Source organism: Kitasatospora sp. NPDC059722 (assembly GCF_042733235.1).
GTDB lineage: Bacteria > Actinomycetota > Actinomycetes > Streptomycetales > Streptomycetaceae > Kitasatospora.
The window spans coordinates 1-16,778 of record NZ_JBHWGD010000079.1; the positions used below are offsets into that span (position 1 = coordinate 1).

Below are 16,778 nucleotides of genomic sequence, written 5' to 3' on the forward strand. Positions count from 1 at the left end.
CCCCGCGCGCGGCCCGGCCGGGGGCTTCCGCCGGGCGGCCCCGCCGGGGCGGGACCGACCGGCGCCCCCGCGCCGGCCGGCCCCCGGGTGGGGCGGCCGGCCGTCGGCGGCGAATCGTCAGGAGGGGCGGGCCGTCAGGCGGCCTGCTGCCAGCTGACCGGCGAGTAGTAGGCCGGGCGGCGCTCCAGGCGCTGCCAGTTGGCGATCGGCTCGACCGGCGCGACGGCGGCGGCCTGCTGCGCGGCGGCGGCGCGCGCCATCAGGACGGCCGTGAGGGCGGCCAGCTCCTCGTCGGAGAGGGAGCCGCGGACGATGCGGACGAGGGGTTCGGCGGAAGCGGTCATGGTGTGTGGTTTCTCCCCCGGGCTGTGGTGTGTGGTCTCGCTCGGTGCCGTGCGCCGTGGGGCGCGCGGTCTTCCGGGTGCTGCTGCGACGCGGTGGCCCGCGACCGCTACATCGGCGGGTTGCCGTGCTTGCGGCTGGGCAGGTCGGCGTGCTTGGTGCGGAGCATGGCGAGCGCCGAGGCGAGCACCTCACGGGTCTCGGCGGGGTCGATGACGTCGTCCACGAGGCCGCGCTCGGCCGCGTAGTACGGGTGCATCAGCTCGTTCTTGTATTCCTTGATCTTCTGGGCGCGCATGGCGTCCGGGTCCTCGGCGCCGTTGATGTCGCGGCGGAAGATCACGTTGGCGGCGCCCTCGGCGCCCATGACGGCGATCTCGTTGGTCGGCCAGGCGTAGGTGAGGTCGGCGCCGATGGACTGGGAGTCCATGACGATGTAGGCGCCGCCGTACGCCTTGCGCAGGATCAGCGAGATCCGCGGCACGGTGGCGTTGCAGTACGCGTACAGCAGCTTGGCGCCGTGGCGGATGATGCCGCCGTGCTCCTGGTCGACGCCGGGCAGGAAGCCCGGGACGTCCAGCAGGGTGACCAGCGGGATGTTGAACGCGTCGCACATCTGGACGAAGCGCGCGGCCTTCTCGCTGGCGTTGATGTCGAGGACGCCGGCCAGCGACTGCGGCTGGTTGGCGATGATGCCGACCACGTGGCCGTCGACCCGGGCCAGGACGCACAGGACGTTGGTCGCCCAGCGCTCGTGGACCTCCAGGTACTCGCCGTGGTCGACGATCTCCTCGATGACCTTGCGCATGTCGTACGGGCGGTTGCCGTCCGCCGGCACCAGGTCGAGCAGGCTGTCGTTGCGGCGCGCGACCGGGTCCTCGCTGAGGACGGACGGCGGCATCTCGCGGTTGTTCTGCGGCAGCAGCGACAGGAGGTAGCGGACCTCCTCGATGCACGACTGCTCGTCGTCGTAGATGAAGTGCGCCACGCCGGACACGCCCGCGTGGACGTCGGCGCCGCCGAGGCCGTTCTGGCTGATCTTCTCGCCGGTCACGGCCTGGACGACGTCCGGGCCGGTGATGAACATCTGCGAGGTCTCGCGGACCATGAAGACGAAGTCGGTCAGCGCGGGGGAGTACGCGGCGCCGCCGGCGCACGGGCCGAGCATGACGGAGATCTGCGGGATGACGCCCGAGGCCTTGGTGTTGCGCTGGAAGATGCCGCCGTAGCCGGCGAGCGCGGTGACGCCCTCCTGGATGCGGGCGCCCGCGCCGTCGTTCAGGGAGACCAGGGGCGCGCCGGCCGCGATGGCCATGTCCATGATCTTGTGGATCTTCTGCGCGTGGGCCTCGCCCAGGGCGCCGCCGAAGATCCGGAAGTCGTGCGCGTAGGTGAAGACGGTCCGGCCGTGGACGGTGCCCCAGCCGACGACGACGCCGTCGGTGTGCGGCTTCTTGGCCTCCAGGCCGAAGCCGGTGGCGCGGTGCCGGCGCAGCGGCTCGACCTCGTGGAAGGAGCCCTCGTCCAGGAGCAGGTCGATGCGCTCGCGGGCGGTCAGCTTGCCCTTCGCGTGCTGGGCCTCGGTGGCCTTCTCGCTCGGGCCGCGCCGGACCTTCTCGCGCAGTTCGTGCAGCTCGGCGACCCGACCTCGGGCGTCGGCCGGGATCTCCGGGATCTCGCCGCCGACCGGCGCCTCATGCACAACCGTCATCTCGAACCACTCCAAGGGTGAGGGAACTGTCCGACAGCCAACGTCTGCTGTGCCCCCGGCTGCGAATCACTTTCTTCACTTATGACTGTACGAGGGGCCGTGCGCTGGTTTCGGCGTCGATTCCGTACAAGGTCGGGAGCGTTTGGCTGTCAGGCCTGCACAGAAGCGACCGGGCCTCACCCGATGCGCTCGGTGTCCGTTCGAATACCGGGGGTTGTCGGACAGATGATGGTCCGATGATCTGAGCATGAAGGAAAGCGCAGGTCAGGGCCGTCACCCAGGAGCGTAGGCGAGCCGACTGGGGCCCCGCTCAAGCGTCGCTAAAGTCTGGTGGGACGACCGGGGGAAGTCGTGGTAGTGGGGCCGAAGTCGTAGGGAAGCGCCAAAAACGCCACAGCCCACCCGACGCCTGCCGGGTGGGCTGTCCGAGCGATCCCCCGAACGGGCCGGGTCAGCCCTTGGAACCGTCCTCCGGCTCGTCCTTGCCGCGCAGCTCCCGCTCGCGGCGGCGCAGGTCCGCCTCCCACTGCTTGAGCATGTCCTCGTGCCCCTTGTCGTCCTTCTTCAAGGAGGCGAGGAACTCCGGGTCGTCGTCCGGTGCGAGCGGACGGCCGCCGCGCGGGCCCGCGTGCTCCGGACGGCCGGAGGCCGGCCCGCCGCCGGCGACCCGCGCGCCGCCGCGCTGCTTGCCCGCCACGAGCCAGGCGATCGAGCCGACCAGCGGGAACAGCAGCACGATGATCACCCACACCACCTTGGGCAGGTGCTTCACCTCGTCCTCGGGCGTGGTCAGGCAGTCGATGAAGGCCCACACCCACAGGGCGAGCGGAACGACGAAGGTCAGGATCCTGAGCACGGCGGCGATCTCCCCCGGCGACGGCGAGTGTGGCGGGCTGCGTCCTGGGGCCCTCCCCGGGGGCCCTTGACGAAGCCAGGCTATCGGGTGGCGGATACTGACTGGCATGGCATACGACGATCTCCGCTCGTTTCTCCGGGCCCTCGACCGCGAGGGTGACCTCAAGCGCATCAAGGCGGAGGTGGACCCGCACCTGGAGATCGGCGAGATCGTCGACCGGGTGCAGAAGGCCAAGGGCCCGGCGCTGTTGTTCGAGAACGTCAAGGGCTCGTCGATGCCGCTCGCGATGAACGTCTTCGGCACCGAGGGGCGCCTGGCCAAGGCGCTCGGCCTCAAGGGACCGGACGACATCTCCGAGAAGATCGCCGGCCTGCTCAAGCCCGAACTGCCGCAGGGCTTCACCGGCTTCCGGGACGCCTTCGGCAAGCTCGCCTCGATGGCGCACGTCCCGCCGCGGCACGTGAAGGACGCCCCGGTGCAGGAGGTCGTGCTCACCGGCGACGACGTCGACCTGGACGAGCTGCCCGCGCTCTTCACCTGGCCGATGGACGGCGGCTCCTTCTTCAACCTGGGCCTCACCCACACCAAGGACCCGGACACCGGCATCCGCAACCTCGGCCTCTACCGGCTCCAGCGGCACGACCGCCGGACGATCGGCATGCACTGGCAGATCCACAAGGACAGCCGCAACCACTACGCGGTGGCCGCCAAGCGCGGCGAGCGCCTGCCGGTCGCGATCGCCTTCGGCTGCCCCCCGGCCGTCACGTACGCGGCCACCGCGCCGCTGCCGGGGGACATCGACGAGTACCTGTTCGCCGGGTTCGTCGCCGGTGAGCGCGTGCGGATGGTCGACTGCAAGACCGTCCCGCTCCAGGTGCCGGCCGACGCCGAGGTCGTGCTGGAGGGCTGGCTGGAGCCCGGCGAGATGCTCCCCGAGGGGCCGTTCGGCGACCACACCGGCTTCTACACGCCGCAGGAGCCGTTCCCGGCGCTGAAGATCGACTGCGTGACGATGCGCCGCCGCCCAGTCCTGCAGTCCATCGTGGTCGGCCGCCCGCCGACCGAGGACGGCCCGCTGGGCAAGTTCACCGAGCGGTTCTTCCTGCCGCTGCTGAAGATCATCATCCCGGACATCGTCGACTACGACCTGCCCGAGGCCGGCGGCTTCCACAACTGCGTGATCGTCTCGATCGACAAGAAGTACCCGAAGCACGCCCAGAAGACGATGCACGCGATCTGGGGCGCGCACATGATGTCGCTGACCAAGCTGATCATCGTGGTGGACGCGGACTGCGACGTGCACGACTACCAGGAGGTCGCCTGGCGGGCCTTCGGGAACGTCGACTACAGCCGCGACCTGACGGTCGTCGAGGGCCCGGTCGACCACCTCGACCACGCCTCCTACCAGCAGTTCTGGGGCGGCAAGGCGGGCATCGACGCGACCCGCAAGCTCCCCGAGGAGGGCTACACCCGCGACGGCGGCTGGCCCGAGATGGTCTCCTCGGACCCGGCCACGGCCGCTCTCGTGTCGCGTCGCTGGAAGGAGTACGGGCTGTGAGCACCGGAGTCGGTACGCTCGGCAACGGAGGACAGGGCGAATCTCCCCGCACCCGCGGGGGTGTGTCGGCCTTCCTGCGGCTCGTGATGATCGAGCACTCGGTCTTCGCCCTGCCCTTCGCCTACATCGCCGCGCTGACGGCCATGTTCCTCGCCGACAAGCGGGTGCACTGGGGCCAGCTGTTCGTCGTCACGGTCTGCATGGTCGGCCTGCGGACCTTCGCGATGGCCGCCAACCGGATCATCGACCGCGAGATCGACGCCCGGAACCCGCGCACCGCCGGGCGCGAACTCGTCACCGGCGCCGTCTCCCTGAAGACGGCGTACACCGGCTCGGCGGTCGCCCTGGTGGTGTTCCTGGGCGCCGCGGCCATGCTGAACCCGCTGTGCCTCGCGCTCGCGCCGGTGGCCGTCGTGCCGATGGTCGTCTACCCCTACGGCAAGCGGTTCACCGACTTCCCGCAGGCGATCCTCGGACTGGCGCAGGCGATGGGCCCGGTGGGCGCCTGGCTCGCGGTGACCGGCACCTGGTCCTGGGAGGCCGTCGTGCTCGGCGCGGCGGTCGGGATCTGGATCGGCGGGTTCGACCTCATCTACGCCTGCCAGGACGTGCAGTCCGACCGGCACGGCGGCGTGCGCTCGGTGCCGGCCCGCTTCGGCATCCCGGCGGCCATCCGGGGCGCCCGCGCCTGCCACCTCGTCACCACGGCCCTGCTGGCCTGGTTCGGCGTCCTCACCGGCGCCGGCGTCGCGTTCTGGATCGGCCTGGTCGTCGTGGCCGGCGCGTTCGTCTACGAGCACACCATCGTGCGGCCGAACGACCTGTCCAAGCTCAACCGCGCGTTCTTCCAGACCAACGGCTTCGTCGGCATCTCGCTGTTCTTCTTCGCCCTGGTGGACCTGGTCATCCGGGGGCTCGGGGTCTGACCGGCGGCCCCCGGGCGCGCTCAGCGGAACAGGGCCGCGTGGTCGGCGGCCCAGTTGCGCAGGCTGCGTGGCGGGCGGCCGGTGATGTCCTCGACCGTGCTGGTGACCGGCTCGGGGTCGCCGATGCGGGCGTGGATGAAGTCGAGGGCGCGGTCGACGATGGCCGGGGGCCAGCCGGCGGTGAGCATCCGCAGGCGGGCGGCGTCGCGGGGGAGCTCCTCCCAGCGGGCCGGGAGGCCGACCGCCTCGCCGATGATCCGGACCTGCTCCTCCTGGCTGGGGGACTCCGGGCCGGTGAGCACGTACCTGGCGCCCTCGTGGCCGTCCTCGGTGAGGGCCCGCACGGCGACGGCGGCGATGTCCCGCTCGTCGACCAGGTTGAGCCCGGCCCCGCCGCCGAAGCCGCGGACGGCGGCGTCGGTGCGGATCTCCTCGGCCCAGCGCAGGGTGTTGGCGGTGAAGCCGTGCGGGCGCAGGAAGGTGTACCGGACTCCGTTGCCGGCGATCAGGGCCTCGATCGCAGCGTCCGGCCGGCCCGGCGACTCGGAGCCCCGGCCGGGCACGTCCCGGACGGCGGCGGAGGAGAGGAAGACCACCTTGCGGACGTGCCGCGCCATCGCCGCGACGGCGGCCGCGGCGCCGTCGGCCGTCGGGTAGGGCCAGATCAGGAAGGCGGCGTCGGCGCCGGTGGCGGCGGCTTCCAGGCTGTCCGGGTCGAGCAGGTCGCCCTGGACGTACCTGGGCTGCCGGGCCAGGTCCGGGTGGCGGGTCAGCGCCCGGACGCGCACTCCGGAGGCGAGCAGCTGCAGGGTGACGTGCCGGCCGACGGTTCCGGTGGCGCCGACCACGAGTATGTCCGACGAGCCGTCAATTCGCTTCTGTGTCATGTCTCGACGGTATGCGGCGAAGATGAGACCCCCCATGCGCGCGGATCTCCGGTTCATGCGCGATCGTCTACCGTCGTGCGCCCTCCGGACCGGCGCCCCCGGCGCGGCCGCGACCGGTCCCGCGCCTCTCGCGTATGGACGCGTGGAGGCGCACGGCGTCCGCCGCGCGCCTCCCGTGCGACTTCGAGCCCCTCGGCGCCGCCGCCGTCGGCCGACCGGTCAGGCCGACGCCCGGCGGGCGAAGGCCGGCGCGTGCTCCGGGCGCGGGCCGAGGGCGATCAGGCGGGACGGGATCTGCCGGAAGCCCGGCACGAAGCGGGCGAGCAGGACGAGCCGGGTGGGCGGGCCGACCCGGCGGCCGGCCACGACCGGGGCGAACATCACCTCGTGCAGGAGCCGCTGCATGCGCTGGACCACCGCCATCGGCAGCCACCGGCGCCGCTGCACCCGCGCGAGGTCGGCTTCGGTGACGCGCCCGCGCAGCAGCGGTTCGGCGAGCAGCGCGGCGGTGGCCACCGCGTCCTGGATGGCGAGGTTGATGCCCACCCCGCCGGCGGGGGACATCGCGTGGGCGGCGTCGCCGATCAGCAGGAGGCCGTCGGCGTACCAGCGGTGCAGCCGGTTGAGCCGGACGTCGAGCAGGTGGACGTCGTCCATGCCCGCCAGCTGGTCGACCCGGTCCGCGTACCGCGGCATCAGCCGGGCGATCCGGGCGCGGAAACGCTCGATCCCTTCGGCCCGCAGGCGGGCGTCGGAGCCCTTGGCGGTGAAGTAGGCGATCTGGAAGTAGTCCTCGCGGGTGAGGCTGATCGCCAGCTCGCCGCGCCCGAACGCGGGCGCGAGGTTCGGCGGGACACCCTGCTCGTCGGGGTGCCGGGGCAGCCGGAACCACCAGGTGTCGAACGGGACGGGGAACTCCTCGGGCACCAGCCCGGCCTCCCGGCGGAGCACCGAGTGCCGGCCGTCGGCGGCGACGGTGAGCGCGGCGCGGATCTCGCCCTCCTCGCCGTCCCGGGTGCGGTAGCGCACCCCGGCGACCCGGCCGCCCTCCCGGATCAGGCCGGTGGCCTCGGTGTTCATCCGGACGGTGAACGAGGGCTCCTGCTTCGCCTGCCGGAGGAGGAAGTCGAGCAGGTCCCACTGCGGGATCATCGCGATGTAGTTGTACGGCGCGGGCAGCTTCTCGAAGGCGCTCAGCGCGACGTCGCCCACTCCGGGCACCGGCACCACCATGTTGCCGAGCCGGCTCTGCGGCAGCTTCGCGAACTCGCGGCCGAGCCCGAGCTCGTCCATCAGCCGCACGGTGGACGCGTGGACGGTGTCGCCGCGGAAGTCGCGCAGGAAGTCACCGTGCTTCTCCAGCACGGTCACCTCGACGCCGGCCCGGGCCAGCATCAGGCCCAGCATCATGCCGGCCGGTCCGCCCCCGGAGATGACGACGCTCATGACAGTTCTCCCCTCAGTGCCTGGCTGGTCACTCTCTGCGTGGAACTCGCATAAACAGGCTCTCTGGAACCGTCTCAGGTGTCAAGTAGTACGATGCTCCACATGAAGGATCTGGTGGCCGCGGCGCTGGCGGCGGCGAAGGAGCGCGGCCAGGACGTCGCGGACGTCCCCCTGACGGCGATCGCGACGGCCGCCGGCGTCTCCCGCAGCACGCTGCTGCGCCGCCTCGGCGGCTCCCGGGGCGCCCTGGACGAGGCCGTCCGGCAGGCGGGCGTCGACCCGGGCGGGCGGCGCCCGGTGCGCGAGCGCGCGGTCGACGCGGCGGCCCGGCTGGTGGCCGAGCGCGGCCTGGGCGGGATCACCCTGGACGCCGTCGCGGACCGCGCGGGGTGTTCGCTGCCGAGCCTGCACGCCGTCTTCGAGGGGCGGGACGGCCTGCTCTCCGCCGTGTTCGAGGCGCACGGCCCGCTGCCCGACCTGGAGGCCCTCGCGGCCGATCCGCCCGAGCAGCTCGCGGACACCGTGCGGGCGCTCTACCGGCTGTACGCGGCGGCCCTGGAGCACGAGCCGCGGATCGTCCCCGCGGTCTTCGCGGACCTGTTCAGCCGTCCGGACGGCCCGGCCGCGCGGATGATGACCGCCCACCTGCCCCGGATGGTCGACGGCCTGGGCCGGCTGCTGCTGCCGCACGTCGAGGCCGGGCGGCTGCGGCCGCTCCCGATGCCGGTGCTGGTCCAGCTGCTGCTCGGCCCGGTGATCAACCACGTGCTGCTGCGGCCGGTCCTCGAACCCGCGCTCGGCGCCGGGCTGCCCTCGCGGGACGAGGCCATCGAGCTGTTCACCGAGGCCTACCTGCGGGCGGTCGCGCTGCCCTGAGCTCCGGACCGCCCGTCCGGCGGCGAGAATCGGCCCCGGACGCAACCACCGGAGGACGGAGAAGGCCGTGATCGGCAAACTGCAGTGCCTGGTGCTCGACTGCCTGGAACCGGCCGCGCTGGCCCGCTTCTACGCGGGCCTGCTGGGCGGCGAGGTCGACCGGCCGGATCCGCGCTGGGCACTCGGCGACGGCTGGTCCACGCTGCACCTGGACGGCGGCGCGGTGCTCTGCTTCCAGCGCGTCGCCGACCACCGCCCGCCCCGCTGGCCGGATCCGGAGCACCCCCAGCAGGCGCACCTGGACGTCGACGTCGAGGACCTGGACGCCGCCGAGCGCGCGGTGCTCGCGCTCGGCGCCGTCCGTCTGCACGACGCCGGCGGCTGGCGGGTCTTCGCGGATCCGGCGGGGCATCCGGTGTGCCTGATCCGTGGCTGACGCATCGGCAAGTCATTGACCTGCGTGCTCCATTGCGATGGATCAAGCGAGCGTCAGCCGGTCGCCCACGCGCAGCCGGCCCGGCGCGGCGACCTCCGCGAGGGCGTCGAGCCGGCCGTCGTGGGCGGCCACGACGGCCTTGAGCAGCTCCGGCGCGTGCGGGAGCCCCGGCTGGGCGGCGGAGGTCATGGCGCAGCGCTCGCTGGAGCGGACGAAGGCGAGCCGGGCGCCGTCCGGGGCTTCGGTGCGGCCCTCGCGGCCGAACCAGGTGTCCTCGACGAACGGCGGGGTGCCGGGCGGGGTGCGCAGCACGATGTTGGGCCGGAACCGGCGTTCGTCGACGACGGTGAGCGGGGCGGCCTCGCGGGCCCAGTCGAGGGTGGCGGTGGTGATCACGCTCACCGGCAGCTGGTCGAAGTGCGAGACGGCGTCCTCGCGGGCGAGTTCGACGTCCTCGCGCTGGAGGTAGGCGCGCAGGAAGGCGGTCGGGTCGGCGACCGGGCGCCCGAGCGGGTCGAACAGCTCGGGGCCGTCGAGCCGGTGGCCGAGCCTGGAGGAGAGCCGGAGCAGGCCGTCCATCCGCCGGAAGCGGCGGGTGTTCTTGCCCGAGCCGAACCTGCCGGCCGCGTCGCGGACGGCGTAGAGGCGGTCGCCGGCCAGGCCGCGCCGCTCCACCTCGACGGAGTCGAGCCGCTCGCCGCCGGTGGACTTCACGGGGTAGCGCCAGAGTCGCTCGATCACTCCGATGATCTCTGCCATGGGCGGACAGCGTACCGGCGGGTCCGGGGGATGGTCTAGACCAAGTCTGGCTGGGCAGTTGGCCGGAACCGGACGCTCCCGGACCGGCCCGGAAAAGGGCGCGGGCGCGACCCGTTCCCGCGCCCACCGGGGTCACCCCAGGCGGGCCACCGCCCGGACCGGTGCGCCGTCCGCCGCGACCAGCCGCAGCGGGAACAGCGAGACCTCCACCGGCAGTCCGGCCTCCTGGGCGTCCAGCAGGGCCCGCAGGTCGGTCAGGTTCTCCGCGATCACCCCACCGCCGGGCGCCCCCAGCAGCACCCGGTGCGCGGCCAGGGTCGGCTCGTCGGCGGCCGGGTGGTCGTGCTCGTCGGTGAGGTCGGCGAGCAACGCGGCCACCGCCGGGTCGCCCGGCCCCGGGTCGGGGGTGGGGTCGACGCTCAGCGCGTCCACGCCGACCGTGCGGACCCCGGCCGCGACGATCGCCTCGGCCGCGTCGGGGGTCAGGCTCGGGTGCGCGAAGTACGCGTCGGTGGCCCAGTGCCGCGCCCAGCCGGTGGCCAGCAGCAGGACGGTCCCCTCGCCCGCCCGCTCCAGCGCGGGCGCGAGCAGCTCGGGCGTGACGGCCGCCCGGGGCTCCAGCCCGCGCAGGTCGGCGACCACCGCGGGGCCCGTGAAGCGCTCCAGCGGGAGCCCGTCGAGCGTCGGCCAGGTCACGTCCACGTGGTACGGGGCGTCCACGTGCGTCCCGGACTGCGAACCGAGGTGCAGGGCCAGCACGTTCACCCCGGCGGTCGCGGTGGTGAGCGCGGGCTCCAGCACGACCGCCGGATCGCCGGGGTAGACCGGCATCGCGGTGGTCACCTGGTGGGTGAGGTCGACGAGGGTCGCTGCCATGGCCTCATCCTCGCAGGGGGACGCGCGGATGCGGCCACGCCGGGTGGGGCCGGATAGAAATGGCCCATGGGAACAGTGAAGCGTCAACCGTGGGTGGTCGGGGTCTCGGGTGCGTCCGGGACGCCGTACGCCGCGTCCGTGATCCGTGCGCTGCTCGCGGCCGGGGAGTCCGTCGACCTGGTCGTCAGCCGGGCCGCCCGGCTCACCATCCTGGACGAGACCGGCATCTCCTTCCGGGACGCCCACTGGCGCACCGACCTCGCCGAGTGGCTGGGCGGTGACGAGGGCCTGGACGACGTCCGCTACTGGTCCGCGGGGGACTTCGCGGCCGGCCCGTCCAGCGGCTCCTACCCGGCCAAGGGCATGCTGGTCGTCCCCGCGACCACCGGCGCGGTGGCCGGGATCGCGCTCGGCCTGAGCAAGGACCTGCTCCAGCGGGTGGCCAGCGTCACCCTCAAGGAGCGCCGCCCGCTGGTCGTGTGCGTCCGCGAGACGCCACTCAACGGGGTGACGTTGAAGCACTTGGTGGAACTGGACGCGCAGGGCGCGGTCGTGCTCCCCGCGTCGCCCGGTTTCTACGCGGGCGGCTCCACCGTGCGCGAACTCGTCGATTTCGTCGCCGGCCGGGTGCTGGACGCCGTCGGCGTGCCGCATTCCCTGTACCTGCGCTGGGAAGGGGAGTTGGGCGCGGCGGCGCGCCGGAGCGGCGGCGGCGCACCGGCGACGGCTGAGGGGGAGTGAGGAAGCCGGGGCCGGGAGAGTATGTTCTCTGCGATATCCGGGTTGGTCCCTGCACGGCGCCTTTGAATCCGGATAATGATCTGTGGGTCTGGTGAGGTTCGGAAGGACGCGGACGGTATATGGACACGGTGGACAGACAGCTCATCCAGGCGCTCCGGGAGAACGGCCGTGCGTCCTACGCCGAGCTGGGCCGGTTGGTCGGACTCTCCGGCCCGAGCGTCACGGACCGCATCAACCGCCTGGAGCAGGCCGGTGTCATCACCGGCTACCGCGCGACGGTCAACCCGGCCTCGCTCGGCTTCGGCGTCACGGCCCTGATCGGTCTCCAGCTGACCGACGCGGCCGACCACGAGGACGTCGCGTTCCGGCTGAAGGACCTCAACGAGGTCGAGGACTGCTGGTTCATCGCGGGTGACGACTCCTACATGCTCAAGGTCCGGGTGGCCGACGTGGCCGGCCTGGAGTCGGTGGTGAAGCGGATCTCGGGCACGAAGGGCGTGGCCCGCACCCGCACCACCGTCGTACTCTCCACCAAGTGGGAGAACCGGGTGAGCGATCTCCCTCCCGAAGGAGAGTGACGTCATGGCACTGGTCGGTCTGGAGGAGCTGCACGCGGCCCGGGAGCGGATCGCGGGGGTCGCGGTGCGCACCCCGCTGGTCCCCGCCCCGTGGGCGGCCGAGGGCGAGCGCCGCCTCTGGCTGAAGCCGGAGAACCTCCAGCCGACCGGTGCCTTCAAGACCCGCGGCGCCTACAACCGGCTGGCCGTGCTCACCGACGACGAGCGGGCCCGCGGGGTGGTCGCGCAGTCGAGCGGCAACCACGCGCAGGCGGTCGCGTACGCGGCCGGGCTGCTGGGGATCAAGGCCGTCATCGTCATGCCGGACACCTCGCCCGCCGTCAAGGTGGAGGCCACCCGCGGGTTCGGCGCCGAGGTGATCCTCGTGCCGCCGGGGGAGCGGGACACCCTGCCCGGCGAACTGGCCGAGCGGCACGGCTACGTGTGGGTGCCGCCGTACGACGACCCGTACATCATCGCGGGCCAGGGCACGGTCGGCCTGGAGATCGCCGAGGACGCCCCGGCCGGACTGGACACCGTCCTGGTGCCGGTCAGCGGCGGCGGCCTGATCGGCGGGACGGCGGCCGCGCTCAAGCTCACCCGTCCGGAGATCCGGGTGGTCGGCGTCGAGCCGGAGCTCGCGGCGGACGCGCGGGAGAGCCTGCGCACCGGCCGCCGGGTCGAGTGGCCGGTCGCCGACACCTACCGCACCATCGCGGACGGCCTGCGCACCCCGTCCGTCGGGGTGCTCCCGTACGAGCACCTGACCGCCTACGTGGACGACATCGTCACCGTCACGGAGGACGAGATCCGGGCCACCGTCGCCCTGCTCGCCCGCCGCGGCCGCCTCGTCGCCGAACCCTCCGGCGCGGTCGCCCCGGCCGCCTACTTCCACCGCGCGGAGCAGACCGGCGGCCGGTCGGTCGCGGCCGTCGTGAGCGGCGGGAACATCGAACCGGCACTGCTCGCGGAGCTGCTCTCGGCATAGGCGTACGCTCGTTCCGGCAAGGAATCGAAGTCGGAGGAGGCGGGTCACCGCATGGACGCAGGGCTCAAGCGCGAGCTGGAGGCGAAGGTCTACGCGGGTGAGCGGCTGACCCGCGAGGACGGGATCGCGCTCTACGAGAGCGACGACCTGGCCTGGCTGGGCGGCCTGGCGCACCACGTGCGGACGCGGAAGAACGGCGACGTCGTCCACTTCAACGTCAACCGCCACCTCAACATGACCAACGTGTGCAGCGCGTCCTGCGCCTACTGCTCGTTCCAGCGCAAGCCGGGCGAGAAGGACGCGTACACGATGCGCATCGAGGAGGCCGTCCGCCTCGCCAAGGCGATGGAGGTCGAGTCCCTCACCGAGCTGCACATCGTCAACGGCCTGCACCCGACCCTGCCCTGGCGCTACTACCCGCGCTCGCTGCGGGAGCTGAAGGCGGCCCTGCCGAACGTCTCGCTGAAGGCCTTCACCGCCACCGAGATCCACTGGTTCGAGAAGATCAGCGGCCTGTCCGCGGACGAGATCCTCGACGAGCTGATCGACGCCGGCCTGGAGTCGCTGACCGGTGGCGGCGCGGAGATCTTCGACTGGGAGGTCCGCCGGCACATCGTCGACCACGACACCCACTGGGAGGACTGGTCGCGGATCCACCGGCTGGCGCACTCCAAGGGCCTCAAGACGCCCTGCACCATGCTGTACGGGCACATCGAGGAGCCCCGCCACCGCGTCGACCACGTGCTGCGGCTGCGCGAGCTGCAGGACGAGACCGGCGGCTTCCAGGTCTTCATCCCGCTGCGCTACCAGCACGACTTCCACGACTCCAAGGACGGCGTCGTGCGCAACCGCCTGATGGCGCGCACCGAGATGGCCACCGGCGCCGAGGCGCTGAAGACCTTCGCCGTGTCCCGGCTGCTCTTCGACAACGTCCCGCACGTCAAGGTCTTCTGGGTGATGCACGGCGTCACCACCGCCCAGCTGGCGCTCAGCCACGGCGCGGACGACATGGACGGCTCGGTGGTCGAGTACAAGATCACCCACGACGCGGACAACTTCGGCACCCCGAACAAGCTCGGCCGCGACGACCTGCTCGGCCTGATCCGCGACGCCGGCTTCCGCCCGGTCGAGCGCAACACCCGCTACGAGGTCATCCGCGAGTACGAGGGCCCCGACCTGACGCTCCGCGAGACCCCGCAGGCGATGCGCCTCTGAGCTGCGCCCGTCGCGCTCCCACCTGCACGTTCCCGTCCCCCGGGCCGCACCGCCGGCCCGGGGGACGGGCGTCTTCACAGCTCCCGTACAACGCCCCGGGTTTACCAACGGGTACGCCGTTTGGCAGGATCGGCCCCATGTCCGGTTCACATCGCGCCACCGCGTACCCGCCGTACGAGCCGATGCAGGAGCCGGCGCACGGCGTGCCGCAGCAGCCGCACGAGCCGTCGTACGGCTCCTACGAGCCGTACCAGGAGCCCGTCCACGAGGCCCCGTACGGCCAGTACCAGCCGTACGCGCAGCCGGCTGACGGGTACTTCGCCGCGTACGGCGAATCGTTCCAGCCGTACGCGCAGGCACCGGAGGCCTACGAGGCTCCGGAGCCGCTGTACGAGCCCGAGCCGCTGTACGAGGCGGCGTCGTCGCTTTACGAGCCCGAGCCGCTTTACACGCCCGAGTCGCTTTACACGCCCGAGCCGCTGTACGCGCCGGAGCCGCCGTACGAGCCCGAGCCGGTCTACCTGTCCGAGCCCGCGCCGCAGGCCGCCGCCACCCCCGCCGTGGGCGCCAGGACGGCCGCCCGGGGCCGCCGCCGCAAGGCGAAGAAGAAGAGTCACGGCAAGGCCGTGATGGCCGGCACCGCGCTGCTGGTCGCGGCCGCCGCGGGCTGGTACACCGTCGGCCAGGACACCGCCAAGCCCGGCGTCACCACCGCCGACGGCCCCGGCCCGGAGGGCGTCAGCACGCCCGACCGGCCCGCCCCGGCCGCCGCCGCCCAGGCCGCCGCGGACCGGCAGAACCAGGCCGCCGTGGCCGGCCGGAGCGAGACCCGCGACGACGGCTCGGTGGCCGCGATACCCGGCCTCGGCGCGTCCTTCACGGCCCGGATACCCACGCAGACCAACCAGGTCGTGGTGGCCACCGGCCAGGGCAAGGACACCGACAAGAACAGCGTCACGCTGTGGACCCGGACCCCGGAGGGCCGCTGGCTGCCCGGCGAGACCTGGCAGGGCCACAACGGCAAGAACGGCTGGACCACCGGCCACAACGAGGGCGACCTGCGCAGCCCGATCGGCGTCTTCTCGCTGACCGACGCCGGCGGCCGCAACGCCGACCCCGGCAGCAAGCTCCCGTACGACAAGGACCCGAGCTTCGTGGTCTCCGGGACGGGCTTCTTCGGCGACCAGCTGGCCGGCTCCTTCGACTACGTCGTGGCGATCAACTACAACCGGGTCCCCGGCTCCTCCCCGCTCGACCCGCGCCGTCCCGACGGCAAGTCCAAGGGCGGCGGCATCTGGCTCCACGTCGACCACGACGGCCCCACCCACGGCTGCGTCTCCATCCCCGAGGACAAGATGGCGCAGCTCATCCGCACCCTGGATCCGGCCGCCCACCCGGTCATCGTGATGGGCGACGCGACCTCGCTGGCGGCCTGACCCGGGACCGGACGATCCGGCCGCGGGCCAAGCGGAACCCCAAGTGCCGCAACGCCCCTTGTCGGCTACCTACAGTTCACGGGGGCGGATCCTGTAGCCGATGGTGCCCGGCTGACCAGCGGGTAACCCGGTTGCATGGCAGCATGAGCGGTTCGCGCATCGTGGCACTCGGTCACTACCAGCCCCCCAAGGTCCTCTCCAACGACGACCTGGCCACGCTCGTCGACACGACCGACGAGTGGATCCGTGCCCGGGTGGGGATCAGGACCCGGCACATCGCCGAGGGCGAGACCCTGGTCGACATGGCCACCGAGGCGGCCCAGAAGGCGCTGGCCCGCAGCGGCCGCACCGCCGACGAGATCGACCTCGTCGTGGTCGCCACCTGCACCGCCGTCGAGCGCAGCCCCAACACGGCCGCCGCCGTGGCCGCCCGGCTCGGCGTCCGGGCGCCCGCCGCCTACGACATCAACACGGTCTGCTCCGGCTTCTCGTACGCGCTGGCCACCGCCGACCACGCGATCCGGGCCGGCGCGGCCCGCCGGGCGCTGGTGATCGGCGCCGAGCGGATGTCCGACACCCTCGACTGGACCGACCGCTCGACCTGCGTGATCTTCGGCGACGGCGCCGGCGCCGCGGTCGTCGAGGCCCAGGAGGACGGCGCCGAGCCGGGCATCGGCCCGGTGGTCTGGGGCTCCGAGCCGGAGAAGGGCGACGCCGTGGTGATCACCGGCTGGGACCCGGTGATCAGCCAGCAGGGCCAGTCGGTCTTCCGCTGGGCCACCACCCAGCTCGCCCCGCTCGCCCGACAGGCCTGCGAGCGGGCCGGGATCGACCCGTCCGAGCTGAAGGGCTTCGTGCCGCACCAGGCGAACCTGCGGATCATCGACGCGATCGCCAACAAGCTCGGCGTCACCGACGCGGTGGTGGCCAGGGACGTCGTGGAGTCCGGCAACACCTCGGCCGCGTCGATCCCGCTGGCCTTCTCCAAGCTGGTCGAGCGCGGCGAGCTGTCGCCCGGCGACCCGGTCCTGCTGTTCGGCTTCGGCGGCGGTCTGGCCTACGCCGGCCAGGTGGTCCGCTGCCCCTGAGGCGGCCCCGGCGCCGTCCCGGCGCCTGACGCGGAACATGCCGGTGGGCGGGCACCCTGTGTGAGGGGTGCCCGCCCACC

17 protein-coding genes are annotated in these 16,778 nt (G+C 72.8%); 10 read left to right on the forward strand and 7 right to left on the reverse strand.

Annotation, left to right across the window (positions count from 1 at the left end; all coding sequences use genetic code 11):
* Positions 1-134: 134 nt before the first annotated feature.
* The 3 genes from ACFV4F_RS34140 to ACFV4F_RS34150 all read right to left on the reverse strand — a co-directional run bounded on the left by ACFV4F_RS34140 (position 135) and on the right by ACFV4F_RS34150 (position 2,909).
* A complete protein-coding gene (locus tag ACFV4F_RS34140; protein WP_380444737.1) occupies positions 135-344 on the reverse strand; it encodes an acyl-CoA carboxylase subunit epsilon in 210 nt (69 codons plus the stop codon).
* Positions 345-451: 107 nt separating this feature from the next.
* Positions 452-2,053 (reverse strand): acyl-CoA carboxylase subunit beta, encoded by a 1,602-nt coding sequence (locus ACFV4F_RS34145; RefSeq protein ID WP_380444738.1) that lies wholly within the window; start codon positions 2,051-2,053, stop codon positions 452-454.
* A gap of 451 nt (positions 2,054-2,504) precedes the next feature.
* Positions 2,505-2,909, reverse strand: coding sequence for a PLD nuclease N-terminal domain-containing protein (locus tag ACFV4F_RS34150; protein WP_380444739.1), 405 nt, complete (start codon positions 2,907-2,909; stop codon positions 2,505-2,507).
* 106 nt (positions 2,910-3,015) lie between these two features.
* Between ACFV4F_RS34150 and ACFV4F_RS34155 the strand changes: the two genes are divergently transcribed.
* Both ACFV4F_RS34155 and mqnP read left to right on the forward strand, forming a co-directional pair.
* Positions 3,016-4,467 (forward strand): menaquinone biosynthesis decarboxylase, encoded by a 1,452-nt coding sequence (locus tag ACFV4F_RS34155; protein WP_380508467.1) that lies wholly within the window; start codon positions 3,016-3,018, stop codon positions 4,465-4,467.
* A complete protein-coding gene (gene mqnP / locus ACFV4F_RS34160; protein WP_380444742.1) occupies positions 4,464-5,393 on the forward strand; it encodes a menaquinone biosynthesis prenyltransferase MqnP in 930 nt (309 codons plus the stop codon). The genes ACFV4F_RS34155 and mqnP overlap by 4 nt, the downstream gene beginning before the upstream one ends.
* Positions 5,394-5,413: 20 nt before the next feature.
* On the opposite strand, the gene ACFV4F_RS34165 is transcribed toward mqnP, so the two are convergent.
* Both ACFV4F_RS34165 and ACFV4F_RS34170 read right to left on the reverse strand, forming a co-directional pair.
* Positions 5,414-6,280, reverse strand: coding sequence for an NAD(P)H-binding protein (locus tag ACFV4F_RS34165; RefSeq protein WP_380508470.1), 867 nt, complete (start codon positions 6,278-6,280; stop codon positions 5,414-5,416).
* A 219-nt stretch (positions 6,281-6,499) separates the two neighbouring features.
* On the reverse strand, positions 6,500-7,726 hold the full coding sequence (locus ACFV4F_RS34170; protein ID WP_380508473.1) for an FAD-dependent oxidoreductase: 1,227 nt from the start codon (positions 7,724-7,726) through the stop codon (positions 6,500-6,502).
* Positions 7,727-7,828: 102 nt separating this feature from the next.
* Between ACFV4F_RS34170 and ACFV4F_RS34175 the strand changes: the two genes are divergently transcribed.
* Both ACFV4F_RS34175 and ACFV4F_RS34180 read left to right on the forward strand, forming a co-directional pair.
* Complete coding sequence (locus ACFV4F_RS34175) at positions 7,829-8,602, forward strand: TetR/AcrR family transcriptional regulator (protein WP_380508476.1); 774 nt, start codon at positions 7,829-7,831, stop codon at positions 8,600-8,602.
* Between the two features lie 67 nt (positions 8,603-8,669).
* Entirely contained in the window at positions 8,670-9,038 is a 369-nt protein-coding gene (locus ACFV4F_RS34180; protein WP_380508479.1) for a VOC family protein, read from the forward strand.
* Between the two features lie 42 nt (positions 9,039-9,080).
* On the opposite strand, the gene ACFV4F_RS34185 is transcribed toward ACFV4F_RS34180, so the two are convergent.
* A complete protein-coding gene (locus ACFV4F_RS34185) occupies positions 9,081-9,797 on the reverse strand; it encodes an MOSC domain-containing protein (protein ID WP_380444749.1) in 717 nt (238 codons plus the stop codon).
* Positions 9,798-9,929: 132 nt separating this feature from the next.
* Entirely contained in the window at positions 9,930-10,673 is a 744-nt protein-coding gene (locus ACFV4F_RS34190) for a cyclase family protein (RefSeq protein ID WP_380444750.1), read from the reverse strand.
* 66 nt (positions 10,674-10,739) lie between these two features.
* On the opposite strand from ACFV4F_RS34190, the gene ACFV4F_RS34195 reads away from it, so the two are divergent.
* From ACFV4F_RS34195 to ACFV4F_RS34220, 6 genes are all read left to right on the forward strand, one after another.
* The gene (locus ACFV4F_RS34195; RefSeq protein WP_380444751.1) at positions 10,740-11,414 is read left to right on the forward strand and encodes a UbiX family flavin prenyltransferase; all 675 of its coding nucleotides are present in this window, start codon (positions 10,740-10,742) and stop codon (positions 11,412-11,414) included.
* A 119-nt stretch (positions 11,415-11,533) separates the two neighbouring features.
* Positions 11,534-11,992: an Lrp/AsnC family transcriptional regulator gene (locus ACFV4F_RS34200; RefSeq protein ID WP_329930404.1), complete on the forward strand. Its 459-nt coding sequence runs from the start codon at positions 11,534-11,536 to the stop codon at positions 11,990-11,992.
* 4 nt (positions 11,993-11,996) lie between these two features.
* The gene (locus ACFV4F_RS34205) at positions 11,997-12,959 is read left to right on the forward strand and encodes a threonine/serine dehydratase (RefSeq protein WP_380497359.1); all 963 of its coding nucleotides are present in this window, start codon (positions 11,997-11,999) and stop codon (positions 12,957-12,959) included.
* Positions 12,960-13,010: 51 nt separating this feature from the next.
* Positions 13,011-14,174, forward strand: coding sequence for an aminofutalosine synthase MqnE (gene mqnE / locus ACFV4F_RS34210; RefSeq protein WP_380444753.1), 1,164 nt, complete (start codon positions 13,011-13,013; stop codon positions 14,172-14,174).
* 137 nt (positions 14,175-14,311) lie between these two features.
* Complete coding sequence (locus ACFV4F_RS34215) at positions 14,312-15,610, forward strand: L,D-transpeptidase family protein (protein ID WP_380508482.1); 1,299 nt, start codon at positions 14,312-14,314, stop codon at positions 15,608-15,610.
* A gap of 143 nt (positions 15,611-15,753) precedes the next feature.
* Entirely contained in the window at positions 15,754-16,698 is a 945-nt protein-coding gene (locus ACFV4F_RS34220; RefSeq protein WP_380444756.1) for a beta-ketoacyl-ACP synthase III, read from the forward strand.
* Positions 16,699-16,778: the final 80 nt, after the last annotated feature.